General features: G+C 63.8%; 23 protein-coding genes, 2 pseudogenes and 1 riboswitch. Of the genes and pseudogenes, 15 read left to right on the plus strand and 10 right to left on the minus strand.

The genetic code is table 11. The features are described from left to right. Positions 1-36 precede the first annotated feature (36 nt). The 7 genes from NCR35_RS28425 (at position 37) to NCR35_RS28455 (ending at position 7,019) form a co-directional block, all read left to right on the plus strand. On the plus strand, positions 37-1,077 hold the full coding sequence (locus tag NCR35_RS28425) for an ABC transporter permease (RefSeq protein ID WP_250537241.1): 1,041 nt from the start codon (positions 37-39) through the stop codon (positions 1,075-1,077). Further along, a complete protein-coding gene (locus NCR35_RS28430; RefSeq protein ID WP_250537242.1) occupies positions 1,074-1,916 on the plus strand; it encodes an ABC transporter permease in 843 nt (280 codons plus the stop codon). Before NCR35_RS28425 ends, NCR35_RS28430 begins: the two co-directional genes overlap by 4 nt. Next, complete coding sequence (locus NCR35_RS28435) at positions 1,913-3,577, plus strand: ATP-binding cassette domain-containing protein (protein WP_250537243.1); 1,665 nt, start codon at positions 1,913-1,915, stop codon at positions 3,575-3,577. The genes NCR35_RS28430 and NCR35_RS28435 overlap by 4 nt, the downstream gene beginning before the upstream one ends. Beyond that, positions 3,574-4,494 carry an NAD-dependent epimerase/dehydratase family protein gene (locus NCR35_RS28440; RefSeq protein WP_250537244.1) on the plus strand — a complete coding sequence of 307 codons (921 nt, stop codon included), beginning with the start codon at positions 3,574-3,576 and terminating at the stop codon, positions 4,492-4,494. The genes NCR35_RS28435 and NCR35_RS28440 overlap by 4 nt, the downstream gene beginning before the upstream one ends. Positions 4,495-4,527: 33 nt before the next feature. Beyond that, positions 4,528-5,286 carry an SDR family NAD(P)-dependent oxidoreductase gene (locus NCR35_RS28445; RefSeq protein ID WP_250537245.1) on the plus strand — a complete coding sequence of 253 codons (759 nt, stop codon included), beginning with the start codon at positions 4,528-4,530 and terminating at the stop codon, positions 5,284-5,286. A gap of 29 nt (positions 5,287-5,315) precedes the next feature. After that, positions 5,316-6,218 (plus strand): allantoinase PuuE, encoded by a 903-nt coding sequence (locus tag NCR35_RS28450; RefSeq protein WP_250537246.1) that lies wholly within the window; start codon positions 5,316-5,318, stop codon positions 6,216-6,218. Between the two features lie 75 nt (positions 6,219-6,293). Further along, positions 6,294-7,019, plus strand: coding sequence for a GntR family transcriptional regulator (locus tag NCR35_RS28455; protein ID WP_250537247.1), 726 nt, complete (start codon positions 6,294-6,296; stop codon positions 7,017-7,019). Between the two features lie 368 nt (positions 7,020-7,387). On the opposite strand, the pseudogene NCR35_RS28460 reads toward NCR35_RS28455, so the two are convergent. The 5 genes and pseudogenes from NCR35_RS28460 to NCR35_RS28480 form a co-directional block, all read right to left on the minus strand. Then, a pseudogene (locus tag NCR35_RS28460) lies at positions 7,388-8,206 on the minus strand (DNA-binding protein); the annotation flags it as partial. A 630-nt stretch (positions 8,207-8,836) separates the two neighbouring features. After that, positions 8,837-9,907 (minus strand): ABC transporter ATP-binding protein, encoded by a 1,071-nt coding sequence (locus NCR35_RS28465; RefSeq protein ID WP_250537248.1) that lies wholly within the window; start codon positions 9,905-9,907, stop codon positions 8,837-8,839. 18 nt (positions 9,908-9,925) lie between these two features. Beyond that, on the minus strand, positions 9,926-10,717 hold the full coding sequence (locus tag NCR35_RS28470) for an ABC transporter permease (protein ID WP_250537250.1): 792 nt from the start codon (positions 10,715-10,717) through the stop codon (positions 9,926-9,928). After that, complete coding sequence (locus NCR35_RS28475) at positions 10,714-11,652, minus strand: ABC transporter permease (RefSeq protein ID WP_250537251.1); 939 nt, start codon at positions 11,650-11,652, stop codon at positions 10,714-10,716. Before NCR35_RS28475 ends, NCR35_RS28470 begins: the two co-directional genes overlap by 4 nt. A 16-nt stretch (positions 11,653-11,668) precedes the next feature. Further along, entirely contained in the window at positions 11,669-12,787 is a 1,119-nt protein-coding gene (locus tag NCR35_RS28480; RefSeq protein WP_250537252.1) for an ABC transporter substrate-binding protein, read from the minus strand. A gap of 182 nt (positions 12,788-12,969) precedes the next feature. Between NCR35_RS28480 and NCR35_RS28485 the strand changes: the two are divergent. Further along, a pseudogene (locus tag NCR35_RS28485) lies at positions 12,970-13,350 on the plus strand (DeoR family transcriptional regulator); the annotation flags it as partial. A gap of 276 nt (positions 13,351-13,626) precedes the next feature. On the opposite strand, the gene NCR35_RS28490 reads toward NCR35_RS28485, so the two are convergent. Together NCR35_RS28490 and NCR35_RS28495 are read right to left on the minus strand one after the other, a co-directional pair. Beyond that, positions 13,627-14,544 carry an NAD-dependent epimerase/dehydratase family protein gene (locus NCR35_RS28490; RefSeq protein WP_250537254.1) on the minus strand — a complete coding sequence of 306 codons (918 nt, stop codon included), beginning with the start codon at positions 14,542-14,544 and terminating at the stop codon, positions 13,627-13,629. Positions 14,545-14,558: 14 nt separating this feature from the next. Then, positions 14,559-15,323 (minus strand): SDR family NAD(P)-dependent oxidoreductase, encoded by a 765-nt coding sequence (locus tag NCR35_RS28495; protein ID WP_250537255.1) that lies wholly within the window; start codon positions 15,321-15,323, stop codon positions 14,559-14,561. Between the two features lie 281 nt (positions 15,324-15,604). Continuing rightward, positions 15,605-15,723: riboswitch (guanidine-I (ykkC/yxkD leader) on the plus strand. A gap of 56 nt (positions 15,724-15,779) precedes the next feature. On the opposite strand from NCR35_RS28495, the gene NCR35_RS28500 reads away from it, so the two are divergent. Genes NCR35_RS28500 through NCR35_RS28530 form a run of 7 tightly spaced genes read left to right on the plus strand, consistent with a single transcriptional unit; the run spans position 15,780 to position 21,976 of the window. Beyond that, positions 15,780-16,784: an ABC transporter substrate-binding protein gene (locus NCR35_RS28500; RefSeq protein WP_250537256.1), complete on the plus strand. Its 1,005-nt coding sequence runs from the start codon at positions 15,780-15,782 to the stop codon at positions 16,782-16,784. Positions 16,785-16,789: 5 nt separating this feature from the next. After that, complete coding sequence (locus NCR35_RS28505) at positions 16,790-17,800, plus strand: fatty acid desaturase family protein (protein WP_250537257.1); 1,011 nt, start codon at positions 16,790-16,792, stop codon at positions 17,798-17,800. 32 nt (positions 17,801-17,832) lie between these two features. Next, positions 17,833-18,618 (plus strand): creatininase, encoded by a 786-nt coding sequence (locus NCR35_RS28510; protein WP_250537258.1) that lies wholly within the window; start codon positions 17,833-17,835, stop codon positions 18,616-18,618. Between the two features lie 16 nt (positions 18,619-18,634). Beyond that, positions 18,635-19,417 (plus strand): N-acyl homoserine lactonase family protein, encoded by a 783-nt coding sequence (locus tag NCR35_RS28515; RefSeq protein WP_250537259.1) that lies wholly within the window; start codon positions 18,635-18,637, stop codon positions 19,415-19,417. 14 nt (positions 19,418-19,431) lie between these two features. Continuing rightward, the gene (locus NCR35_RS28520) at positions 19,432-20,280 is read left to right on the plus strand and encodes a hypothetical protein (protein ID WP_250537260.1); all 849 of its coding nucleotides are present in this window, start codon (positions 19,432-19,434) and stop codon (positions 20,278-20,280) included. Continuing rightward, positions 20,280-21,137 (plus strand): ABC transporter permease, encoded by an 858-nt coding sequence (locus NCR35_RS28525; protein WP_250537262.1) that lies wholly within the window; start codon positions 20,280-20,282, stop codon positions 21,135-21,137. Before NCR35_RS28520 ends, NCR35_RS28525 begins: the two co-directional genes overlap by 1 nt. Further along, positions 21,134-21,976: an ABC transporter ATP-binding protein gene (locus NCR35_RS28530; protein WP_250537263.1), complete on the plus strand. Its 843-nt coding sequence runs from the start codon at positions 21,134-21,136 to the stop codon at positions 21,974-21,976. The genes NCR35_RS28525 and NCR35_RS28530 overlap by 4 nt, the downstream gene beginning before the upstream one ends. 21 nt (positions 21,977-21,997) lie before the next feature. Here the strand turns inward: NCR35_RS28530 and NCR35_RS28535 are convergent, their stop codons facing one another. From NCR35_RS28535 to NCR35_RS28545, 3 genes are all read right to left on the minus strand, one after another. Continuing rightward, entirely contained in the window at positions 21,998-22,966 is a 969-nt protein-coding gene (locus NCR35_RS28535; RefSeq protein ID WP_250537264.1) for a cysteine hydrolase family protein, read from the minus strand. A 35-nt stretch (positions 22,967-23,001) separates the two neighbouring features. Beyond that, complete coding sequence (locus NCR35_RS28540; RefSeq protein ID WP_250537265.1) at positions 23,002-23,691, minus strand: type 1 glutamine amidotransferase domain-containing protein; 690 nt, start codon at positions 23,689-23,691, stop codon at positions 23,002-23,004. 194 nt (positions 23,692-23,885) lie between these two features. Continuing rightward, a complete protein-coding gene (locus tag NCR35_RS28545; RefSeq protein ID WP_250537266.1) occupies positions 23,886-24,737 on the minus strand; it encodes a LysR family transcriptional regulator in 852 nt (283 codons plus the stop codon). Positions 24,738-24,809 lie beyond the last annotated feature (72 nt).

Genomic DNA, 24,809 nt, shown 5'->3' on the forward strand with positions numbered 1-24,809 from the left:
TGCGCGCGGTTCATCCCTTTACCGAGGACCAGCGCGATGTCTCTCTTCACTGCATGGCGATCCGTTCCGCGCCCGCTGCGCATCGTCATTGCGCGGATCGGCATTCTCGTTCCGCAGATGTTCGGCGTGATGTTCGCGACGTTTCTGCTGATTCGACTGCTGCCCGGCGACCCCGCCCTGCTGATGCTCGGCAACATGGCGACGCCCGAAGCCATCGCTTCGCTGCGCGAGCGGCTGCACCTGAACGGCAGCGTCTGGTCGCAGTTCGGCGGCTATGTGTCGGCGCTGATGCACGGCGATCTCGGCACCTCGATGTTCACGTCGAACCCCGTGACCGTCGACCTGCTGCAACGCGTGCCCGCGACGCTCGAACTCATCGTGTACTCGATGATCCTGACCGTGGTGCTGGGCGTCGGCATCGCGGTGACATCGGCGGTGCGCCCCGGCGGCATCGTCGATCGGGCGAGCCGTGTGTATGGACTCGCTGCGGGCGCCATCCCCGATTTCTGGGTCGGCCTGCTGCTGATATACACGCTGTTTCATCTCGCCGGGATTGCACCCGCACCGTTCGGACGTGTCGATTCGTTCGTCACGCCGCCGCCGACGGTCACGGGCTTCTACACCATCGACAGCGTGATCGCCGGCGACTGGGAAGCATGGCGCTCGTCGGTCTCGCATCTATGGCTGCCGGTGCTCACGCTCACCATCGTCAACATGGGCGGCCTGATGAAGCTGACGCGCGCCACGTTCGAGGGCCTCTACAAAAGCGAATTCATCCGTCACGGACGCGCATCCGGACTTTCCGAGCGCACGCTCGTGCTGAGTGCGCTGCGCAACAGCCTGCCTCCGATCATCACGATGATCGGCTTTCTGTTCGGCTTCCTGCTGGGCGCGGCGGTGCTGGTGGAGACGATCTTCGCGTGGGGCGGGCTCGGCCAGTACGCTGTTCAGGCGGTGATGAACAGCGACTATCCTGCGCTGCAGGGCTTCGTCCTCGTGGCTGCCGCATTCATCCTGCTCGTCTATACCGCCGTGGACGTGCTCTACGGCCTCGCCGACCCGAGGATCGAGATATGAAACCGCTGTTTTCCCTGCGTGGCCGCACGAATGCAACGCTCGTCATCGGACTGGCGTTGCTCGCGCTGCAGATCGTGCTGATCGTCTTCGCGCCCGTCATCGCGCCGCACTCGCCGATCGACGCCGATCCGTCCAACATCCTGAAGCCGCCTTCGTGGCGCTACTGGTTCGGCACGGACGTGTCGGGCATGGACATCCTTTCGCGCGTGATCTACGCGACGCGCATCAACTTGCTCATTAGCGTAACGGCGGTGGCCATCGCCTTCGCCATCGGCGTGCCGATCGGGCTTTTCATAGGCTACTACCGGAATTTCCTGAGCACACTCGTGATGCGAGTGTTCGACTTCATCCAGTCGTTTCCGGTTTTCGTCATCGGCATGGCGCTCGTATCGGTCATGGGTCAGGAAATCTGGAACGTGGCGATCGTGCTGGCCGTCCTCTTCATCCCGATGTTCGCGCGCCTGATTCGGGCGGAAGTGCTGTCGTTGCGCGACCGGCCGTTCATCAGCGCGGCGGTGTGCAGCGGCGCCACCGACACGGCCATCATGTTCCGTCACATCCTGCCCAACGCCATCACGCCCGCCATCGTGCAGATTTCGATCAGCATCGGCATGGCCATTCTGCTGACGGCGGGCCTCTCGTTCGTCGGCGCGGGCGTGCGCATGCCGACGCCCGAGTGGGGCCTCATGGTCGCCAACGGCGCGCAGCAGATGATTCTCGGCGTCTGGTGGGCAGCGCTCTTTCCGGGCCTCGCCATCATCGTCTCGGTGCTGACCTTCGCGATTCTCGGCGATGCCGTCAAGCGTCTCTCCGATCCCGTCACGCGAGGCAAGTCATGAGCAGCGCGCTCTCATCTTCATTGCTCGAAGTGCAGGACCTGCGCGTCGCCTTCGACGACGCGCCGTCCCGGCACGTGCTCGACGGCGTCAGCTTCGCGCTGCGCAAGGGCGAAATACTCGGCATCGTGGGAGAAACCGGCGCGGGCAAGTCGGTGCTGGCACGTTCCATCATCGACCTGTTGCCGGAGGGCGGCCGCGTGGTCGGCGGTCGCATCATGCTCGACGGCAAGTCCGTGTTGGACATGTCCGCGCACGAAAAGCGCGGATATCGAGGCGGCGATGTCGCGCTGATCGGCACGAACGCGAAGATGCTGCTCGATCCTGTCGAGACGGTCGGTGCTCAGATCGTGCGCGTACTGCGCGTCCACAAGCGCATCGGCCGGAAAGCGGCGTGGCGCGAAGCCATCGAACTGTTCCAGCAGGTGGGCATCGTCAATCCGGAAGCGCGAGCCCACGCGTATCCTCACGAACTTTCGGGCGGCATGGCGCAGCGCGTGGTGATTGCGATGGCGCTGATAGCGCAGCCGAGGGTTCTTCTCGCCGACGACGCGACGCTCGGGCTCGACGCGACCATCCAGTTGCAAGTGCTCGACCTGCTCGCGAGCAAGGCGCGCGAACTAGGCCTCAGCGTCGTGATGGTGACCCACGACCTGGGCATCGTTGCGAACTACTGCGACCGCGTTGCGATCATGAAGGACGGGCAGCTGATCGAACTTGCGGACGTCGGTCCGTTCATTCGATCTCCTTCCCGCTCTTACAGCCGCGAGTTGCTCGATGCCGCAAAAGTGCGTCCGGCGCCGCGCGGTGCACAAGCCGCCGAAGAGCAGGCCGCGCCGACGCGGCGTCCACTGCTGGAAGTCGAGCATCTGGTCAAGACGTTCGTTTCCGATCGCAATCACGCCGTGGTGCGGGCCATCGACGACGTCTCATTTTCGATCGGACGGGGCGAGACGCTCGCGCTCGTCGGCGAAAGCGGCTCGGGCAAGACGACGACGGGGCAATGCCTTCTGCGTTTGCTCGACGCGGACTCGGGTGTCGTGCGCTTCGACGGCGTGAGTACGCTCGACATGACGCCTGGCGCGTTTCGCAGCGTGCGGCGGCGGATGCAGATGGTGTTTCAGGAACCCTATGTGTCGCTGAATCCGCGCTGGCAGGTGCGCGATCTCATCGCCGAGCCGTTCGCACTGGGTGAACAGCTGAGCCGCGCCGATCGCGAGGCGCGCATTCTGCATCTGCTCGATCTCGTGAATCTTTCACGGCGCCGCGCGAACGCGTATCCGCACGACCTCACGGCCGGCGAGCAGAAGCGCGTGGGCATTGCGCGCGCACTCGCGGCGAACCCCGATTTCGTCGTCTTCGACGAGTGCACGACCGCGCTCGACATTCGGGTGCGCGCGCAGATCATCGATCTCGTGCGCAATCTTCAGCGCGAGATGGGGCTGTCCGCACTTTTTATCACGCACGACCTGAACTCGGTGCGCTCGCTCGCGCACTACGTCGCGGTGATGCGGCACGGCAAGATCATCGAGACGGGCACTGCCGACGCCGTGTTCGAGCAGCCCGTCGAGGAATACACGCGCAAGCTGTTGCAGGCCGAGCTTCCCATCGAGGAAGTGGCGAGAACCGTTCATCATCTCGACGTCGCAGGGGCACGACAATGAGCCAGCCGCAGAAAATCATGGTGACCGGCGCAGCCGGTCTGGTGGGACGTGCAGTGTCGCGCTTGCTCTACGCGCGCGGTGACGCGGTCATTCCGGTGGATCGCGAAGGCGGACTGCGCATCGGCGAACTGACGGTGCTGGAAGGCGACTTGCGCAACGTGCATCGGCTGCATGCGCTCGCGCGCGATGGGCTCGATGCCGTCATTCATTGCGGCGCGTTTTCCGGGCCGATGGTTGCGCGCGACGATCCCGTCGCCATGTTCGATGTCAACATCGGCGGCACGGCGAACATGCTCGAACTCGCACGCATTCATGGCGCGCGGCGCTTCGTCTATTGCTCGTCGACAAGCGCGTACGGCGATACACCGCCCGGCCCCGTGAGGGAGGACGTGCCGATGGCGCCGGCGAGCCTCTATGGCGCGAGCAAGGTCTGCGGCGAGCAACTGGTCAGCGCCTACGCAAAGCAATACGGCGTGGACGGCGTAAGCCTGCGCCTGTCGTGGGTGTACGGTCCGCATCGCACCACCGACTGCATTATCCGCCGCATGCTCACCGACGCAATGCGCGCTCAGCCGACGCGCGTGCCGTTCGGCGCGGACTTTCATCGCCAGTACATCCATGTCGATGATGCCGCCGCCGCTCTGCTCGCGGCCCTCGACGCGCCCGTGCTTCGCCGGCGCGTCTACAACATTACCGGCGGCACCCGCCTCACGCTTGGCGAAGTCGCGGAGGTCGTGCGCCGTGTGATGCCCGACGCGGATATCGAACTCGACTGCGGACCCGACCCGCTCGACGAACTTCAGGAGCAGTTCGACATCTCGGCGGCAGCGACCGATCTGGCTTTTCGCCCGCGCCACGACATCGAGGCCGGCATCCGCGCTTATGCGCAATGGCTTGCCGAAGCAGACGCCCGCTGATGCGGCGCCGGTTTCGTATTGACAGGAGTATTCATGGAATCGTTCTCGCTGGAAGGTCGTACCGCGCTCGTGACGGGCGGCAACAGCGGCATCGGCCGTGCAATCGTGCGGCTGTTCGCGGCACATGGCGCGAACATCGGCATCTCGCATATCAGCGATGTAGCCGGCGCCCAAACGCTCGCCGATGAGCTCGGCGCGAACGGCACGCGTGTCGCGACGACCGAATGCGACGTGACCGATGCGACGTCTGTCGCGCGCCTCGGCGCATGGGCACGCGAAAATCTAGGCCCCGTCGATATTCTCGTGAACGCGGCCGGCATCAGTGGCGAGACGGCGTTCGTGGACCTGTCCATCGACGAATGGGACCGCATGATGGCCGTGAACCTGCGCGGCACCTTCCTCGTGACCAAGCAGTTTTTCGCCGACATGATCGCGCGCAAGTACGGGCGCGTCATCAACATCGCATCGCAGCTCGCTTACAAGGGCACTCACGACATGGCGCACTACTGTGCATCGAAGGCGGGCGTCGTCGGATTTACGCGCGCGCTTTCTTATGAAGGCGCGCCGCACGGTGTCACGGTCAACGCGATTGCGCCGGGGCCCGTCGAAACCGCAATGCTGGCGAGCTTTACCGACGCCTGGCGTGCGATGAAATTCGCGCAGCTACCCGCAGGCCGTTTCGGTGAAAGCGACGAAATCGCGCCCACCGCGCTACTGCTCGCGTCCGAGACGGGCGGCGCGTATTTTATCGGCCAGACCCTGTCGCCCAACGGCGGCGACGTGATGCTCTGACGACTCATCCAACTGAAAGGGAGCGACGTATGGAACTGGAGCGCGACTTCATCGGCTATGGGGCGACGCCGCCCAACGCGCGATGGCCGGACAAGGCTCGTATCGCGATCAACTTCGTGATGAACTACGAGGAAGGCTCGGAGCCTTCCATTGCCGATGGCGAAAGTGCGACCGAGACGTGGTTCACCGAATCACACGGGTTGAACTCGGGCGTGCGCGGACGCGATCTCGCCGCGGAAGGTCTGTTCGAATACGGCAGCCGCGTCGGCTTCTGGCGCCTGATGCGGCTTTTCGAAGAGCGCGGCCTGCCGCTCACCGTCTATGGCTGCGCGCTCGCGCTGGAGCGTAATCCGCAAGCCGCCGAAGCGATCCGCCAGGCACGCCATGACGTATGCAGTCATGGCTGGCGATGGATCAAGCATTACGAACTGGACGAAGCCACTGAACGCGAGCATATTCGCCGCGCCATCGAGTCGCTGACCCGCACCATCGGCGAACGCCCTTATGGCTGGTATTGCCGTTATTCGCCGTCGGTGAACACGCGCCGCCTGCTCGCTGAAGAAGGCGGTTTCCTTTACGATTCCGACTACTACGGTGACGAACTGCCGTTCTGGAAGGTCGTCGAGAACCGTCCGCATTTGGTGATACCCTACTCGCTCACCACGAATGACGGACAGTATGCGAGTTCGGTCGGCACCGGCAGTCAGTGGTTCGAATTCATGCGCGACACTTTCGACATGCTGTATCGCGAAGGCGCAACGCAGCCGAAGATGATGTCAGTCGGACTGCATATGCGTCTGATCGGTCATCCGGCCCGCGCGGCCGGGCTCGAGCGATTTCTCGACCACGTAATGAAGCACGAAGACGTATGGATTACGCGGCGTATCGACATTGCGCGTCACTGGATCGCGGAACACCCGTTCGTGGCGTAACACCGACCAACGCTCGCCAACACTAACTCAACGGCATGTCGACCTCGACATGCGCCATTACTCGAAGTGCAGCACATGCTAAAAACAGTCGGCGAAAGGCAGACAGGCAAACCCCGTAAGACGCGCGAGGGGGACAGTACCAGCGAAGACATCTATGAGCAGATCTACGTCGCGCTGCTCGAACACCGTCTTTTGCCCGGCACGAAGCTCGCCGAGGAGCGGCTTGCCAGCATCTTCGGCGTGAATCGCGCGCGCGTGCGCGATGCCCTCAGCCGTCTCGCCTATGAACAGATCGTCGAGGTCTATCCGAAGAAAGGCTGGTTCGTCGCGAAGCCGTCCGTCGATCAGGCGCGCGATGTCTTCGAGGCACGCAGGGTCATCGAACCGGCCGTCATACGTCGGCTTACGCGTGCGGCGACGCCGGACAAGCTCGCGCAACTGCGCAACCACCTACGCCTCGAGATGGATGCCCGCGAGCGCTCCGACAAGCGCGCGGTGATTCGGCTTTCCGGGGAATTCCACAACCTCGTCGCGACGTTGTCGGGGAATTCCGCCTTCACGCGCAGCATGCGTGAGCTGACGACGCTTACGTGCCTGGTGATCCTGCTCTACGACGCACCGATCAGCGCGAGTTGCCGGGCGGACGAGCATACCGCTGTCGTGGACGCGATCGCGGAGGGCGAAGGCGAACGGGCGGTCGAACTCATGCTTCATCACCTCGACCACATCGAAAGCTCGCTGAATCTCGATGTCGTCGAAGAAGAGGTCGACCTCGAGGAGATTTTCAGGCGACGCGATTGAGGCCCTCGCCGCGGTCGGTCGCCAAAGGTCTGGCCCACGCGTGCCGCATTTTCGGAGCTGGTCGCCCGCCCTGTCTTTCACGGAGCAATTGCGGCCAGCACGATAAAGCAGAACCACTTCGCGGACTGCCGACATCCTCTTACCGGCTATTACGGACGCGGGTCTGGATCGTCGCACGAGAGAAGGTAGATGACGGCCAGCCACGCAGGGCGCAATCGGCGATCAGTGCAATCTGTATACCCTGCAACGACCTCACTCAAGTATGGCGGACCGCACGCAGGCAGAGGCATACTCGGCGACGCTGTCTCCGATTGAATCGGCAGGACAACCCCGAGACAGTTCATCGAGACTGATTGGTTCGTCGTGCTCAGCGACTTCAACTGTGCCTGAAGCGAGTGATGCGCCGCTTCGAGTGCGGCGAGCTTGCCTTGCAGCACCCCGTTCCGGTGACGCGCGTCGCCCTGCTGCGCCCGCAGCGCCTGCAGCGCCTCGACGGTGCGACGATGCTCGGCCTCTCGCTTGTCGGCGCGTTTGGCTGCCTCCGCCAGCTCCTTCTGAGCCTTGGCCACTCCGCTGCGTTCGCGGTCAATCTCCAACAGGGCTCGTTTTTCCGTTGCGCGTAGGCGTTCCTCGGCGCGGCTCGCCGTCTCCCTGAGCTTTTCGAGATCGCGCGAGAAGGTATCGCGCACTTTCTCAAGTTCACGCTCGCGCGCAATGGCTTCTTCGCCGAGATGCTTGATTTGTGCCTCAAGCGCTTTGCGCGTGGCCGACTCTTCCGCCTGCTGCCGCTCCAGCTCCCGGATATCGACCTGCGCCGCGAGCAGCGCGGCCGTGCGCTGCTCCAGAGCAGTCTCGGTGTGCGCCAGCCCCTCGCGCGCCGCCACGACCTTCTGCTCCGCTTCTCTCGGGCCGCCTCAGCCTCATCGCGCAGCGCCGTCCGTTGCGCCTCGGCCGATGCAGTCGCCCGCGTCCATAGCGTGCCGATCAGTTCGCCAGCCGCCTCGCGCAAGTCCGTCGGCAGGTCAGGATGCTCGATGCGTACCCGGCCTTTTTCCGGCAGCTCGGCCCAGAACTCGCCCAGCACCGACGTTCGGCGTGCTCATGGTGCCGCGCCGGACCAGGTTGGAGAGGCGGCTCGCGTTCGGGGCGACGCCAAAGCGGAAGAACAGCAGCGCGCAGACTTCCCGACGAACGCAGACGAGGCCCATATATCGAAGGTGCTCACCGATGGCTCCGACAGGGCCCAAGCGGTGGCACTACGGTAGGTGCGAGCCCGCCCGGCGACGACAGTGAGCCTCACGAGTGCCGACTTTGCGATGACGCGTTAAGAATGAGATCTGTAGCAGACTGCACCCGACATAGGCAGCCGGAGCTCCAAGCTATGTACACATAGACGCGTCCCAACGCGTGGATCGCTTCAGCCTGAGCGGCTGTCTCGACTGCCAGAGCAGCGCCGGCGTGGTGACAGTCCCGTTCGCGATGAAGGGAATTCCATATGGCAGACCCCAGCGTATCCGTCAAGCTATCTGGGCATTTCAATTAGGCGTACGAATCATGGAACCGCAATTGGCTTGATGTCAAACGTCATCGCGGTCTGCGAATGAGGTAATTAGACGTCCGCTCGCAGCCGCGCCCGGATCGACAGGCAGCGCGGCGCATTCGAGGCCGCGCCGCATCAGCAGATCGAGCCGGTCGGGAGCACCTTCACTGTCACCTTGAGGACCTATCGTAGCTGCTGAGGTGGAGATGACCTTCGAATCCCTGCCAAGCACTTCCGACCGTATTTCAGGTCAGGAGTGCCACTGTTGTCACGGGAGCTAGCGCGCGTTCTCGTCCAGCACGAGAAGGTTGTCCTCCGAGAACCCAAGTGCAACCGGCTGCCCGCACTCCGGCAGGATCCTGTTAGGATCGTTGAAGACATCGAGCGAAACGACCGCGTGCCTGACGCGCGCGCGAATGCGCACCACGGCGCCGAGAAAGCTGATCTGCTCGACGGTGGCCGCGAGAGAATTGCGGCCGTTCGACGGCGGCTCCAGCACGATCGCTTCAGGACGAAGCGCCAGCAATCGTTCCTTTCCGGCATCATCCGCCGCCAGTGGGCGCGATGTCACGAGCTCCTGACCATCGACCGCGATGCGCCCGGTCCCGGGATCGATTACGCGTCCGGCCAAAATATTCAGCGTTCCCACGAACGACGCGACGAAGCGCGTGCGCGGAAAGTTGTAGATGTCGAGCGGCGAACCCACCTGTTCCACGCGCCCGTCGTTCATCACGACGATACGGTCGGAGATCGACAACGCCTCTTCCTGGTCATGCGTGACAAAAATTGATGTGATGCCGAGCTCACGCTGCAGCGCCCGAATGTCCTCGCGCAGCGACACGCGGATTTTCGCATCGAGCGCGGAAAGGGGTTCGTCGAGCAGCAGCACCTGCGGTTTGCTCGCCAGCGCGCGAGCCAGCGCCACACGCTGTTGCTGTCCGCCTGACAATTGCCACGGATACCGCGCGGCGAGTTGCGGCAGCTTGATGAGCTCGAGCAGCTCGGTGACGCGCGCATCGATCTCCTTTTGCGAACGCTTCGCAACCTTCAACGCGAAGCCGATGTTCTGCGCCACCGTCATGTTCGGAAAAAGCGCATACGCCTGGAACACCATGCCCACAGCACGATCGCGCGTGCGCATATGCGTGACGTCGCGTCCATTGAGACGGATCGTGCCGCGCGTGGGCGTCTCGAATCCGGCGATCATGCGCAGCACCGTCGTCTTGCCGCAGCCTGAGGGACCGAGAAACGTGATGAATTCGCCCTGCTCGATCGCCATGTCGAACCGATGCAGGGCCACGTTGGGCCCAAAGGTTTTGTGAAGATCGTCGATTTCGAGAAATGGCATGCTTGCGGCCTCGTCGGCTCAGGTTTTACGGCCGGCCAGTGCGCGCGCTGATCCGAACACCTGGATCAGGCCCATCGATGCCCATGTGACGATGAACGCGATAATCGCCAGCGCCGAGGGTTCGTATGCGCGATTCGCGCCGATCAGTTGCAGATAAGGCCCAAACGCCGGACGGTCAAGCAGGCTCGCGATCGTGAATTCGCCGATCACGACGGCCAACGTCAGGAACGCGCCCGACAGAATCCCCGAGCGCACGTTAGGGAAGATCACGCGCAACAGGATCGTCGTCCAGCCGGCGCCGAGAGATTCGGCGGCCTCGGTCAGCGAGCGGACGTCCACGGCGCGCATGCCCGCATCGACGGCGCGATACATGTAGGGCAAAGACAGCGTAACGTAGCCGAAGACGAGCAGCAGATCGGTCGCGCGCTCATTGCTGGTGAGCGGCAGGATCGAACTGCTGTTATAGATGCGCAGATAGCCGAAGACAATCACAATGGCCGGTATCACCAGGGGCAGCAAGGTGATGAATTCGACGACGGGCCGCAACTTCGGCAGACGCAGTTGCACCCAATACGCGGTGGGCACGACGAGCAGCACGCAGATCACGATGGTGAGCAAGCCCATTAGCACCGAATAGCCGAACGAAGCCTGAAAATGCGGATCGCCGAGGACGATCCGATACGCGTCGAAGCTATATCCATCGCGGCGCATCCGCAGGCTGAACTCCAAGGTGGCGGCGAGCGGAACCAGAAAGTACAGCGTGCCGATGATCATCGCGATCCAGGCGCCCGCGCGCGATTGCCTCTTCATCGGCGCCCCCTTTCGGCTCTCGCGCGCAACAAGATGTAGCCGCCGTTGGACAACCCGGTGACCACGATCATGCCCAGCGCGAGCGCATAACCGAGGTTCTGGTTATGCAGCACGTCGCCGCGGATCTGCGCGTACAGCAGGATTGGCACGATGTTGAGCGAGCTGCCTGTTAGCGCGTAGGCCGTGGCCACTGCGCCGAACGCGTTGGCAAAGAGCAGCAGCGCCGCGCCAAGGAGGCTCGGCCACAAGACCGGCAAGCCGACGTACCGCCAATACTGCGCCGCCGTGCCGCCGAGACAGTCGCACGCTTCTCGCCACTCGCGTTTGAGCCCGTCCAGCGCGGGCGTGATGATCAGGACCATCAACGGAATCTGGAAGTACAGGTAGGTGATGGTCAGCCCAAAAAAGCTGAGAATGCTGAAGCCCGTGGAATAGAGATTGAAACCGAGATATTTGCGCGCCAGCACCGTCACGAGACCAACGCGTCCCAACGTGCAGATGAATGCGAAGGCAAGCGGCACGCCCGCGAAGTTCGAGGCGACTCCCGAGAACGTCATGAGCGTCGGACGGATCCACGCCGGTAGCCGGCCATGCACCGCTGCCCAGGCGAGCAACGCGCCGAACAACGTCCCGCCGGCGGAAGATGCCACGCTCACTCTCACGCTGATCCAGTACGCATCGAGCACGGCGGGCTCGGACAGTTCGCGAAGATTCGCCAGCGTGAAGTTTCCCTGCGCATCCTGGAATGCGCCGATCATCAGAAAAGCGGTGGGCAGCAACAGGAACAGCAGCGCGAAGGCAAAGAATGGTGCGACGCCAGCATAGCTGAGCCAGCCGGCGCCACGGCGTACGCGGGTGGGGTCGGACTGCGGCGCGGGCGCGGCCGGCGAAAGCAAATCCGGGCCCGAAACGCCTCGCTGCGGAGATGCGCTCATTCCGGCGAACTCGCGCCTACTTTACAGTCGCGCCGACGACCTGATCCCAGCCCTTCGTGACGGCGTCTTTCGTCGCGTTTTGCTGGTCGAGCGTCGGGAACATTGCGTTGCTGTAAGCCGATGCCGGCGGCAGCTTCGCGAGCAGCGCCTGCGGCACCTTCTTCTGCGCGACCAGTTCGTTATAGCGCATGGGATGGCAGTATCCGGCGAGCCAGCCGAGTTGCCCTTCGTCTGAGTAAAGGAATTCCATCCACAATTTCGCGGCGTTCGGGTGCGGTGCATAAGCGCTGATCGCCTGCACATACACGCCCGCGACGACGCCCGTCTTGGGCACGATCACCTGCACTTTCGGATTGCCTTTGAGCGTGTCACGATCGGCAAGCGCGTTGTAATCCCAGCGCACGATGATCGGCGTCGTACCCTGCGCGAGCGACGCGGCTTTGCCGATTGCCGGAACGAAGTTGCCGCTCTTGTTCAGGTCGGCGAAAAACTTGAGGCCCGCCTGGTTGGCCTTCGACCCGTCACCCTTCGTCTGCGAAACGCCCGCCGCATAGACGGCCTGAATCGCCTGATTCGCCGAACGCGGGTCGCCCGCCAGCGAGACCGCGTTGCGATATTCGGACTTGAGCAGATCGCCCCAATCGGACGGCGGCTTATCGATCATGTCCGCGTTGACCTCGAACGCGAGCACACCGTAGTAGTCGCCATACCAGTAGCCTTCCGCATCCTTCAACGCAGCGGGGATCGAGTCCCACGTCGACACCTTGTAAGGCTGCAACAAGCCCTCGTTCTTTGCTGATGGACCGAACGACAGCCCGACATCGATCACATCGGGCGCTTGTGGACCCTTGTTGCCTTTGTTTGCCTTGATTGCTTCGATCTCGTCGCCCGAACCCGCATCCGGGTTGAGTTCGTTGACGTGAATGCCGTACTTCTTCTGGAACGCGTCGATCAGCGCGCCGTATCCGCACCAGTCGTGCGGCAAGGCGATCGTGGTCAATTGCCCTTCCTGCTTCGCGGCGGTTACGAGCGCCTCGGATGGCGCGGCCGATACGGCGCCGCTGCCGCCCGCCCCCAGCGCCGTTGCCGTGGAGATCGAAAGAAGACGGCCCGCCCAGCTACGCTTCATCGTCATCGATGTTCCCGAAAGGAGGGTAGTGCGTTGAAGAGATCGTTCGATTGCTGGTGCAGGCTAGTTTCAAATACTCGAATTTGCAAGCTGCCAAAAAAGTACGACTTTCACTTAAGGCGGATGTCGTCTGAATGTCAGCGTGCCAGCGCGATCCTCATTGATGCTCCCACAAGCGAGCATTCCCTATGTGGCAGAAGGACCGTTATCAGCGCATACAGGCGCTTCTGTTGATGCTGGGCCGTGTGTCGAACGAGAGGATCATGGCGGAGCTCGCCGTGTCGCGCGAAACGGTGCGCCGCGACTTTGCTCGATCTCGAAGAGAAGGTGCGCTGCGGCGCGTCCAGGGAGGTGCCGTGCTCTCGTGTGACGAGGCTCCGATCGCGGAACGCGCCCGGGCCAATGTGCGCGCGAAATCGTTCGTCGCCCGGGCGGCCATCGGCATCGTTCACCGGGCAGACGGTTTTCGTCGATGCGGGAACCACGACTGCAATCCTCGCGGACGAACTCGCCAAGCTCGCCATCTCACCATCGTCACGAATTCGGTCGACGTCGCGCTGCAAGAACGACGACTGAGCACGCTTGATCCGTTTTTGCTTCCCATATTCGGCAACGAGAGTATGAGTGATGACGACTCTCGAAAGAGCGAAGTTGTTTTAACCACCACGATCTCGCGTCCGAAAGGCGGGAGACGTTTTATGTCAGGCGGGCAGCGCGTATTGCCGTTACATCTCGGACCGAGCTTTCAATCAGCCGGGCCGGGCGGAGCCGAGCAACGAGCATTCATTCAAGACGCCGACCTCGGGAGTGAGACACGCGAGAGACGCGCTAGTACCCTGCCCGCTTCAGTAAGGGTGGTCCGCGAGCCATGCCGCGTAGGTCTCGATCCCCTCTTCGAGCGTCACCCGCGGCTCGTACTTCAACTCCCGCTTCGCCAGCGTCAGATCGAACTGTGCGTTTCGATCCAGCACATCGATCGTGCCGGGCCCGACTTCAATGTTGGCGCAAGGAAAGCGCCGGCGCACCAACTCGGCAACCTCCGCGTACGAACGCTGATCGCCGCCGGTGACGTTGTACACCCCGGACCCGCCGGCAGGCAGGTCGAGCGCTAGCAGGCTGGCGCGCGCCACGTCGGTGACGTGCACGTACTGAAACCGGTAGTCGGCGCCTATGGGCTCGCGCGTCGGCCGCCCGTCGATCGCGTTGCGCAGCATCGTGTGCAGGTAGCACTGCATGAACTGTCCCGGCCCATAGATCCAGCCCGGACGCAGCGACACGATTCTCATCCCGTACAGGCGGTTGTAGACGGCCGCGAGTTTCTCGGTGAACACCTTCGTCGCCCCATACGGCGTGGTCGGGTTCAGCGCTGCGTCCTCGCGCGTCGCGTCGAGATGGTCGTTGTCGCCATACACGCATTCGGAACTGAAGTTCACGACACGCGCGATCGATTTCAGCCGCGCCGCCTCGAACACGCTCGTCGTGCCGAGCGCGTTGGTGACGACCGTCTGATACGGAATCTCGCGCGAGAAATACGGATGCGAGATCGCCGCCGTGTGGATAATCGCGTCGATGTGGAAGCGCGTGATCGTCTCCAGCAGGCTCGGCAGATCGTTCAGATCGCCCTGCACGTAGCGAATGCCGCGCGTCGCGTCGTCGGTGTCCGCGCGCCGGTCATAGCTGACCGCGACGCGGCCGCTGCCGGCGATCATCTGCATCAGCGTGCGGCCGAGAAAGCCGCAGCCGCCTGTCACGAGTATGGCCATCCAGGATTCTCCTCTTAGCCGTTCATCACTCCGCCGCCATTGACGCCGACGATCTGTCCGGTCATGAAGCTGGCCGCATCGGATGCCAGAAAGCGCACGACGTTCGCGATTTCGTCGGGCGTGCCGAGCCGCTTCATTGGATAGCGCGCCGATTCCTCCGTGACGTACGCGTCGCCGAGCGCATCGACCATCGGCGTCAGCACGCCGCCGGGCGCGACGGCGTTCACGCGTACGTGGTACGGCGCAAGCTCGCGCGCCAGGCTCTTGGTCAGCGCGATGATCCCGCCTTTCGCCGCGCTGTAGTGACTCAGGTTCTCGCAGCCGATCTGGCCGATGTCCGACGCGACGCTGACGATCGCTCCGTGGCGCTCACGCTTCATTACACGGGCCGCTTCGCGCGCGAAGTAAAACGCGCCATATAGATGTACGCGAATCATCCTGTCCCACATCGCGTCGGTGAGCCCGGTTATCTCGCTCTCTTGAAGGAAACCCGCGTTGTTGACCAGCACGTCGAGCCGTTCGATGTCGGCGAAGATCTCGCGCACGCGACCGGGATCGGACACATCGCCCGTGGCGATCGTGCAGGCGCCGCCGATCGTTTCGATTTCGTCGCGCAACGCGTCGAGCGTCGTGCACGAAGGCAAATCGTTGACGATCACCCGCGCGTGGCGGCTCGCGAACGCCAGTGCGACCGCGCGGCCGATGCCGCTGCCGGCGCCGGTCACGAGACACGTGGGGACGCCGCGTCGCGCGCCGTTGTCGAAATCGTCAGGTTGCATGGCCAACGGGCGCGGACGCGCTGTCGTTACATTGCGCTCGATTCTAAGGACTCTTATTTTTGGCGACCAGCATCCTCACGGGCGGTGTCACGAGCGCGCGCGCTGCTTCATGATGGAGGCACGCTGCACCATTTCGGGCCGGCCGCGCCCAACCGTGCGTCAGCGCACCCACGGACGTCGCCGGCAAACGCTCGTCTAGCCCCGCTGCAGCGCACCCGATGCAAACTGGCAGAGTTCCTGCTTAAACGAGCGCGTCACGGGATGAGCTTCGAGTTCAGCTATTGACGGGAAACTAGGGTTCCGATCCGCCGGTCGTCGTGCGGATGTCTGGTCCGAGAGTTTCCGGCTCCGGTCGGCGGTTACGAACGGTGCTCCACGGAGGGATAAAAGCCCGGGAGATGCGCGAGACAGCGCCCTCCCGTGGCAATTTCCCCCTCAAGATCAGGAGCCACAGGTATGCCGTCCGGTTTGAAGAAAGCATTGCGTATGCTGTCCATTGCCAGCACGCTGGTCGTCTCCGCGCTGCTGGGTTCGCCCGCCGCTCACGCCGCGGAGCCCATCAAGATCGGCACCGTCGTCTGGATCGGCTATGGGCCGTTCTACGTGGCCGAAGCCCTCGATCTCTACAAGAAGTACGGACTGTCCGTCAAACTCCAGTTCTTCACCGACCCCGGTCTCCTGCCCGCTGCGTTGACGAGCCATTCGGTCAACGGCGTGATGCTGACCTACGACCAGGTGGTCGGCTCGGTCGCGAAGGGGCTCTCGGAGAAGGTCGTGATGCCGATCGACTTTTCGAGCGGCGCCGATGCGATCGTCGCGTCGGCGGACATCAAATCGGTGGCCGACTTCAAGGGCAAGAAGATCGCATTCAATCCGCTGTCGCCGTCTGAATTCCTGCTGAGCTACGCGCTGCAGACCAACGGCATGAACGACCGGAGCATCAGTCCGGTGAACATGACGCCTGAGGCGATCCCGGGCGCGATGTTGTCGGGCAGCCTGCCGGTCGGCGTCACGTACGAGCCGAACGTGTCGCAGATCGTGAACTCGGGCAAGGGCAAGTACCACGTCGTCTATTCGTCGCGCAACGCGCCGGGCCTTATCGCCGACGTGCTCGTGTTCGACCAGTCGTTTATCGACGCGCATCCGGCAGAGGTAAAGGGCATCCTGCAGGCGTATGCGGACGGCATGGCGTACATGAAGAGCCATCCCGACGACGCATACAAGATCATCGGCAAGGCGCTCGGCGTGTCGCCTGCCGACGTAAAGACGCAGTTGGACGGCGTGTACAACATCCCGGTTGCCGAGATGCGGCAGAGCTTCGTAAAAGGGCCGACCACGCGTTCCTACTACACGAGCGGCGCGGTGATCGGCAACCTGCTGCTGAAGAAAGGGCAGATCAGCGCGTTGCCGCCGACCGAAAAGACGATTGACGCGCAGTTCGTGAACCAGCTGGCGAGGTAACCGGCATGGCCGCGATCTACCGCTATCGGGACGGGCGGCTGCCCCATACGGCCGCCATTGCGTATGCGTTTGGCGGATACGCGCTCGGCGTCGCGCTGCTGTGCTCGCATCGCGCGTGGGTCGCGGCGGCCGGCGTCGCGCTGCTCGCGCACGCGATGATCGTCAGCGCGTATCTGCTGCATGACGCCGCACATCAGGCCATCTTTCGGACGCCCGGTGCGAACGAGCGCCTCGGTACGGCGCTCGCGTGGCTGACCGGCGCGTGCTATGCCCCGTTCGCCGAGCTGCGGCACAAGCACATGCGACATCACGTGGACCGCGCGGACATCGTAACGTTCGACGCAAAGGGCTTCCTGCTGAAGCTGCCCGCGCCGGTGAGACGCGCGATCGTGCTGCTCGAATGGGCCTACGTGCCGGCCGTCGAGCTGCTGATGCATGCCTATGTGATCGTGATGCCGTTTCTGCGCGACGACCGTCGCACGCAGCGCCGGCGCGTCGTGCTCGTCGCGGCGATTCGCGCGGCGCTGTTCGCACTGCTCGGCTGGGTGTCGCCGCAAGCGGTGCCGCTCTATCTGGTGGCATGGCTCGCGTGCATCACCGTTTTGCGTTTCGCTGACGCGTATCAGCACACGTACGACGCTTTCGACGCGCTCGGCGACGACGCCCGAATCCCCGACGACAAGCTGCGCGACCGCGCATACGAGCAGCGCAACACGTACTCGAACCTCGTGTCGCAGCGGTTTCCGATCCTCAACTTGTTGCTGCTGAATTTCTCCTATCACAACGCGCATCACGAGCGGCCGATCGAGCCGTGGTACCGCCTGCCGGCGATGCACCGCAAGCTGTACGGCGACGACGACAGCCAGGTGATTCCGATGTCGCGTCTGCTGCGCGGGTTCCATCGGCATCGCGTGACGCGCCTGCTGTCGGCCGACTACGGGTCGATGGACGTCGCCGCGAAACAGGTCGACGACTTCTATGGCGCGGTGGGCGTGTCGTTCCTCACCGCAGTGTGATTCTGCTCGACAACTCGATACTGGAAAGTTCAATGCAATCTCATCTGATGCAGCATCTAAGCTGGGTCCGCTACCGCCAGCGTGTCGTCGACGACGCCGCCATCGTGCTGCTGCCGTGCGGCGCGCTCGAACAGCACGGTCCGCATCTGCCGCTCGGCACGGATGCGCTGCTGTCGGGCGCGGTCGCGCTCGACGTCGCGCGGCAGCTCGGCGGGATCGTCGCGCCGACGTTCAACTACGGCTATCGTTCGCAGCCGAAGTGCGGCGGCGGCCAGCATTTCTGCGGCACGACGAGCCTCGACGGCAACAGCCTGAGCCAGATGACGCGCGACGTGATCCGCGAATTCGCGCGGCACGGCGTGCGCCGCCTCGCGCTGATCGACGGTCACTACGAGAACCAGTGGTTCCTGACCGAAGGCATCGAACTCGCGATGCGCGACCTGTCGGTGCAAGGCACGCGTACGCCGCCGCTGCGCGTGGTGCGCCTCGAATACTGGGATTTCCTGACGGAAACCACGCTGGCCAAAGTATTCCCGGAAGGCTTTCCGGGCTTCGCGCTCGAGCACGCGGCGGTGATGGAGACGTCGATGATGCTGCACTACCACCCGGACCTCGTGTCGCTCGACGCGATGCCCGACGACGGTCCCGCCGACTTCCCCGCGTACGACACGTACCCGACGCGTACCGGCTGGGTGCCCCTTTCGGGCGTGCTGTCGTCGGCGCGCGGCGCGAGCGCGGCGAAGGGTGCATGGCTCGCGGAAGAAGTGGCCGCGCGCGTGGCCACCGCGTTGCGCGCGGAATTCGCGGACCTGTCCTGAACGCGGAGCACGAACGATGACCCAGGTTCTAAGGATGTGGCCGCTGCTGACGGCGATGCACCGGTACGACAAGTCGGTGTCGACGCGCCGTCGCGGCGTGGGCACGGAGATCGATGCGCCGATCCTCGCGTATCTCATCGAGACGCGCAACGGACGCATCCTGTACGACGTCGGTTGCGATTACAGCAAGATCGCGGATCCCGCGCTGCGCGCGCGCTACTACGAAACCGGCGAGTCGCCGTTGCCCGTGCCGCAAATGACCGACGAGCAGCGCATTCCGAACCATCTCGCGCGGCTCGGGTTGCGTCCGTCCGACGTGGACGTCGTGATGGTCGGTCACCTGCATTTCGATCACGCGGGCGGATTGTGCGACGTACGTGGCTGCGATATCCACGTGCATGCGGACGAGCTCGAAGCCGCTCGGGCGCAGGCCGACGGCGGCTACTTCCAGGACGACTTCGCGGGCGACTACCGCTGGCGCTTACAACGCGACGAATACGATCTCGCGCCCGGCGTGCGGGCGATCAATACGCCGGGCCACACAGCAGGACATATGTCGCTGTGGATCGAACTGCCGAACGGCCGGCCGGTGATCCTTGCCGGCGATGCGGCGGACTTGACCGAGAACCTCGACGACGAAATCGCGCCGGGCTTGTGCTGGAACGACCGCGAAGACCTTGCGCTCGCCAGCATTCGCAAGCTGAAGTCGCTCGCGTGCGAGACCGGCGCCTTCATATGGCCGAATCACGACATCGCGTTCTGGCGGACCGTCAGTGGAGCGAGCGCATGGCACGCGTAATGGAATCTTGCGGATTGGACCTGCGCGCATCGCTCGATCGTCCGGAGCCCGCCGGACCCGTGCCGGATGCGTACCTCGGCGTATGGCGTCGCACGCTATTGCGTAACGCGGCCGGCGACGAGGACCGCGCGACCCGCGTGTATTGGCTGCAAAGCGCGCGCGTGCATGTGGACCTGCGCGTGCCGGCGAACCGTCGCGGATTCGACGGTGTGACGGGTGTCGACGCGCTATCGCGTGACGCGCTTGTTGAGTTGGCGCGGCAGCAGGGCTTCGCGGGATTCACGCAGGTCGACGTGGGCATGCCAGATATCTGCACCTGGCATCGCCGCATTGACTTTAGCCCACCCAGTGACGCGCGCGACATCGGGGACATGCGCTTCGAGCGGCAGGAAGTGCTGCTCGAAGACGGCGTGGACGCCGACTATCACGAGCGATGGGAGCGCGAACCTGCGTCGGTCGGCGCGAGCTGGGGCGCACTGGTGTCGAGAGCGGAGCTGCTGTCGCTGTGCGACGGAACGCCACGCAGCGAACCGCAACTAGTGGACGAAGGCCCCGCCGGCTTCGTCGCCCGAGCCGGCGATTTCTTCATGCTGGCGCGCGGGCGTTCGGCCGAAGCGAGCGCGCTGCTCGCGCGCCATCGCGGACGCAAGCTGTCGAGCGTGGTGGCCGACCCGGCCGTCTCGCTCGACCAGGCACGCGAGCTCGTCGACTTCGAAATCTCGCTCGGCCGTATCGCGCCGCCGTCGGACGCAGGACCGACGATCGTGTTGTCCACCCACCCGTGGCGCGAGGGCTGCACGGTCCCCCTTCGCTTCGACCTGTCCACTGAATCCGCAGCACTTACCGACCCCAAGGAGCGATGATGTCGACGACCGAACATGCCTCGCGCGGGAAGCCGCTCGCCCCGCGCGTTTCCGACCGCACCCACTCGCCGCCGCTGTGGGCCGTGCGCGGCGAAATCAGCCGCCATACGTATGTCGCGTTCGCGCTCGCGGGCCTGATCGTGCCGCTGCTCGCATGGTGGGCGCTGTCGCGCTCCGGCTTCGCCAATCCGACCTTCCTGCCCGGGCCCAGCGCGGTCGTTCAGCGCCTCGCGAGCTGGTGGACGGACGACGGCCTTGCGGAAGATATCGGCATCAGCGTCTATCGCGTGGTCGGCGGGTGGGCGCTGTCGGCAGCGATCGCCTTGCCGCTGGGGTTGCTGATCGGAACTTTTCGTCCAGTGCAGGCGATGCTGGAACCGCTGACCGATTTCATCCGCTACATGCCGGCTGTCGCGTTCATTCCGCTCGTGATGTTGTGGATCGGCATCGACGAAGGCTCGAAGATCGCGATCATCTTCATCGGCACGTTCTTCCAGATGGTGCTGATGATCGCCGAGAACGTGCGTGCGGTGCCTATTTCGCAGATCGAGGCCGCGCAGACGATGGGCGCGACGCGCGAGGAGCTGGTCCGGCTCGTGATCTTCCCGTCGTCGAAGCCGGCGATCATGGACACACTGCGTATCACGATGGGCTGGGCGTGGACCTACCTCGTCGTCGCCGAACTCGTCGCCGCCAATTCGGGCCTCGGCTACGCGATCCTGAAAGCGCAGCGGTACCTGCAGACCGACCGCATTTTCGGCGGCATCCTGTTGATCGGGCTGATTGGTCTGGTGATCGATCAGGCGTTCCGGCTCGTACACCGGCTCTGTTTTGGAAAGTGGATGACCAAGCGATGAATTTTCACTCCTCAAAGATCTCCATCGGTCGGGTATCGAAGTATTTTGGGCGCGGCAGCGCGCGGATTCGCGCGCTTGCCGACATCGAGCTGGATATTCAGGAGAACGAGTTCGTCACGCTCGTTGGCGCGTCAGGATGCGGCAAGTCCACGTTGCTGCGCATACTCGGCGGTCTTGAGACCATCGACGAAGGCGCGGTGCGGATCGACGGGCAAGCGATCAGAGGCCCCGGCGTCGAGCGCGCGATGGTGTCGCAGCACTACAGCCTTTATCCGTGGCTGACGGTGCGCGAGAACATCCGATTCTCGCGGCGGCTCAAGACCAACTGTCGCGACCAGACCGAGAGCACCGTCGAGGTGGCCAGCGGGCGGGCCGACGCGCTGCTGCGTTCGATGGGCCTCACGCACGTTGAGCATTCGTATCCGAATCAATTGTCCGGCGGCATGCAGCAGCGCGTCGCGATCGCGCGGGCGTTGCAGAGCCGGCCGTCGATCCTGCTGATGGATGAACCATTCGGCGCGCTCGACGCGCAGACTCGCGAAGTGATGCACGACCTGATCCTGCACGTGCACGGGCTGGAGAAGACGACCATCGCGTTTGTCACGCACGACGTCGAGGAAGCAATCTACCTCGGCCACCGCGTCGTGCTGATGGCGCCACGGCCCGGCCGCATCGACACGATCTACGACGTGCCGCTGCCGGCGAAGCGCGACCCGGACATGAAGCTGTCGCCGCAATTCACCGCACTCAAGCGGGAGATTCTCGCGCGAATCCGCGAGACGTCGGGGATGCAAACCGACCTCGAGATGCTCGAACAGCTTACGCGCAAGGCGGTTTGAACGAAGCGGCGCGCCCCGCGTTCACGCGTGCCGCGCCGCAGGCATGCGGACGGTTCCCAGTGTCTCGAGCGCGGCGAGCAGATCGTCCGAGCGCGCGGTCGCCGCGAGATAGCCGCCCTCGATGCGCAGCAGGCGCAGCGCCGCCTCGTGGTCACCCGCATCGGGCTCCGCGCAGCAGTCCTCCAACACGAGCACCTCGTAGCCGCGATCGCTCGCTTCGCGCGCGGTGCTGTTCACGCAGACGCCGGTCGTCACGCCGGTGAGGATCAGCGCTGAGATCCCCGACACCGACAACACGTGATCGAGATCGGTCGCATGAAACGCGCCGGTTCCCGGCTTGTCGATCACGATTTCGCCTCCGCGCGGCGTCAACTCATCGATGATCTGCCAGCCCGGTTCGCCACGCACGAGCAGTCGCCCGAGCGGGCCAGGACTACCGATTTCGGCGCCAGAGCGAGCGGTCTTCAGCCGCTTGCTTTTCGGCAGATCGGCGAGATCGGCGCGATGGCCTTCGCGAGTGTGAATCACCAAAATGCCCAACGCCGCCGCGCGCTCGCGCACGCGTTGAATTCGCGGCACTATCGCGCGCGCCGGGCCGACGTCCGCGCCGCGCGTGCCCATGTAGCCCCGCGGATCGCAAAAGTCGCGCTGCATGTCGATGATTACGAGCGCGGTCGACGCCACGGAAAATGTGCCGGTGATCGGGAAATCGTAAGGCAGGGCGAAGACCTTCATCGATGTGCGTGCAGTGTAGCGTCGACGGATCATAGTCGGCCAAAAACGCGTCCGGGCGCTGTCCCTGGCGGTCAGCGGTTTCCCTGCGTTGAATGGGTTCGCGCCGCTCGCGGATGAACAGGCACGGAGGCGCATCCTTCTTGGAAGGCTGGTACAACGTACGCCGCCTGCGGTCCCTCCGAGCGGCCCAATCCTGCGCGCGCTACGGACGGCGAACAGCCCATACCGGCCTTCGGTGAATCGTCGCGCGCTCACCCGAAGGCAACGCGCGGTCAGCGCATACGCTGCCTTTATTGCGCGGCGAGCGCTGGGTGCTTCATCAAGGCCGCGGCAGCGGAAGACGACGAAGCCGGGTTTTGGCCAGTGATAAGCAGCCCGTCCGTGACCACGTACGGCGCCCAGTCGTCGCCCTTCGAGTAAATGCCGCCCTTGGCCTTCAGTTCGTCTTCCACCAGAAATGGCACGATGTCCGTCAGGCCAACCCCGGCCTCTTCGGAGTTTGCGAAGCCCGTGACCTGCTTGCCGTCGACGAGCGGTTTGCCGTTCGGCGCGGTCACGTGCCGCAGCACGCCCGGCGCATGGCATACCAGCGCCACAGGCTTGCCGGCAGCAATGAACGACTCGATCAGCGCGATCGAGCTTGCGTCCTCGGCAAGATCCCACAGCGGGCCATGACCACCGGGATAGAACACCGTGTCGAAGTCCGCCTGCGAGATGCTGTCAAGGCGCACTGTCGCTGCGAGTTGCGCCTTGGCCGCTGCGTCTTGTTCGAAGCGCCTGGTCGTGTCCGTCTGGTTCGCCGGTTCGTTGCTTTTCGGGTCGAGCGGCGGCTGCCCGCCTTGCGGCGAAGCCAACACGATCTCAGCGCCCGCATCCTTGAACGTGTAGTAAGGCGCGGCGAGTTCTTCCAGCCAGAAGCCGGTCTTGCGTCCCGTATTGCCGAGTTGATCGTGTGAGGTCAGAACCATCAATACCTTCATGTCTTGCTCCTTGAGAGTACCAATGTGCATAGTAGACCAGTCGTCTAGTTCATGCCGACCGCAGATTCTTTCGTTCTCGCATGGCGGCATTGGCTTGTTGCGAAAGCCGCCGTTTTACCGAAGCACGGCGCTGGACGTGCGCGACTAGCATGGCAATCGCCCGGCGATGACTGCTTGAAACGTCCCCGGCAGCGTCAGAGGCGAAACTGCTGTCGTAACGCTGCTGCAAGCAGATCGGTGATTTCACTCGCGCGTCGCGTGTTAGGCCGCGTCAAGACCACTTCGTGTTCGGCAATGAGCGGCAGGCCGTCGATGACACGCATACCTGCGGTAACCCTTGCGCGGTCTATAAGCGTCACAGCTAGCCCTGATTCGACGCATGCCTTGATGACATGCGTCGATCCGCTGTCGAGCACGACTTTCCACTTGCGCGCGGCGGCTTCGAGCGCGCTCGTCATTGCAGCCCGGTACGGACACGGCTCCGCATAGAGTGCCAATGGAACTGGACAGCTGTCGTCGAGTCGCAGCGTTGGGCTGCCTACCCAAACCGGCGTCGTGAGCATTAGTACGTCTGGCGACCTGCTTCGGTGCGCAGGCTGAACATAGATCGCGATGTCGAGCCTGCCGCGCGCGACCTGATCGCGGAGCTTGTAGCTCGGCGCGGTCTTTACTTCTAGTATCACGTCGGGCCAACTGGCCGCGAACCCCGGCACGATGTCACGAATTACGTGCGCCGCGTATTCGTCCGGTATCCCTAAGACGACACGGCCCGTGAGCCGTTTGCCTTTGATCTCCTCGACTACCCGGTCATGCTCTGCCAGCAGAGCATCTGTGCTCGATAGCAGCCGTCTGCCAAGCACGGTAAGCGTCACGGACTGGTTGTCGCGCTCAAGTAGCCTGCCGCCGGCAATGGCTTCCAGGCGCTGGATGTGAAGACTCACCGCCGCTGGACTCTTGTTGACGTGCTCGGCGGCGGCCCGGAAGCGACCAAGCCGCGCGACGGCGTGGAAGGTACGCAGCAGTTCGATGTCAAAGACGGTGGACATTTTGGTGATTGAGCCCGATTGAACGACCGGTTCAGTATATTTCGATTTTCTTAACGAGGGCGACGCGGTAGT

This window comes from Caballeronia sp. AZ10_KS36, assembly GCF_023631105.1.
Classification (GTDB): domain Bacteria; phylum Pseudomonadota; class Gammaproteobacteria; order Burkholderiales; family Burkholderiaceae; genus Caballeronia.

Bases quoted from the DNA above. Each gene is read 5' to 3' on its own strand.
- NCR35_RS28465 (WP_250537248.1), bottom strand. From the start codon at position 9,907: ATGCCATTTCTCGAAATCGACGATCTTCACAAAACCTTTGGGCCCAAC.
- NCR35_RS28545 (WP_250537266.1), bottom strand. From the start codon at position 24,737: ATGTCCACCGTCTTTGACATCGAACTGCTGCGTACCTTCCACGCCGTC.
- NCR35_RS28510 (WP_250537258.1), top strand. From the start codon at position 17,833: ATGCAATCTCATCTGATGCAGCATCTAAGCTGGGTCCGCTACCGCCAG.
- NCR35_RS28530 (WP_250537263.1), top strand. From the start codon at position 21,134: ATGAATTTTCACTCCTCAAAGATCTCCATCGGTCGGGTATCGAAGTAT.
- NCR35_RS28450 (WP_250537246.1), top strand. From the start codon at position 5,316: ATGGAACTGGAGCGCGACTTCATCGGCTATGGGGCGACGCCGCCCAAC.
- NCR35_RS28445 (WP_250537245.1), top strand. From the start codon at position 4,528: ATGGAATCGTTCTCGCTGGAAGGTCGTACCGCGCTCGTGACGGGCGGC.
- NCR35_RS28435 (WP_250537243.1), top strand. From the start codon at position 1,913: ATGAGCAGCGCGCTCTCATCTTCATTGCTCGAAGTGCAGGACCTGCGC.
- NCR35_RS28490 (WP_250537254.1), bottom strand. From the start codon at position 14,544: ATGGCCATACTCGTGACAGGCGGCTGCGGCTTTCTCGGCCGCACGCTG.
- NCR35_RS28470 (WP_250537250.1), bottom strand. From the start codon at position 10,717: ATGAAGAGGCAATCGCGCGCGGGCGCCTGGATCGCGATGATCATCGGC.
- NCR35_RS28480 (WP_250537252.1), bottom strand. From the start codon at position 12,787: ATGACGATGAAGCGTAGCTGGGCGGGCCGTCTTCTTTCGATCTCCACG.
- NCR35_RS28455 (WP_250537247.1), top strand. From the start codon at position 6,294: ATGCTAAAAACAGTCGGCGAAAGGCAGACAGGCAAACCCCGTAAGACG.
- NCR35_RS28525 (WP_250537262.1), top strand. From the start codon at position 20,280: ATGTCGACGACCGAACATGCCTCGCGCGGGAAGCCGCTCGCCCCGCGC.
- NCR35_RS28440 (WP_250537244.1), top strand. From the start codon at position 3,574: ATGAGCCAGCCGCAGAAAATCATGGTGACCGGCGCAGCCGGTCTGGTG.
- NCR35_RS28475 (WP_250537251.1), bottom strand. From the start codon at position 11,652: ATGAGCGCATCTCCGCAGCGAGGCGTTTCGGGCCCGGATTTGCTTTCG.
- NCR35_RS28495 (WP_250537255.1), bottom strand. From the start codon at position 15,323: ATGCAACCTGACGATTTCGACAACGGCGCGCGACGCGGCGTCCCCACG.
- NCR35_RS28505 (WP_250537257.1), top strand. From the start codon at position 16,790: ATGGCCGCGATCTACCGCTATCGGGACGGGCGGCTGCCCCATACGGCC.
- NCR35_RS28425 (WP_250537241.1), top strand. From the start codon at position 37: ATGTCTCTCTTCACTGCATGGCGATCCGTTCCGCGCCCGCTGCGCATC.
- NCR35_RS28540 (WP_250537265.1), bottom strand. From the start codon at position 23,691: ATGAAGGTATTGATGGTTCTGACCTCACACGATCAACTCGGCAATACG.
- NCR35_RS28430 (WP_250537242.1), top strand. From the start codon at position 1,074: ATGAAACCGCTGTTTTCCCTGCGTGGCCGCACGAATGCAACGCTCGTC.
- NCR35_RS28500 (WP_250537256.1), top strand. From the start codon at position 15,780: ATGCCGTCCGGTTTGAAGAAAGCATTGCGTATGCTGTCCATTGCCAGC.
- NCR35_RS28515 (WP_250537259.1), top strand. From the start codon at position 18,635: ATGACCCAGGTTCTAAGGATGTGGCCGCTGCTGACGGCGATGCACCGG.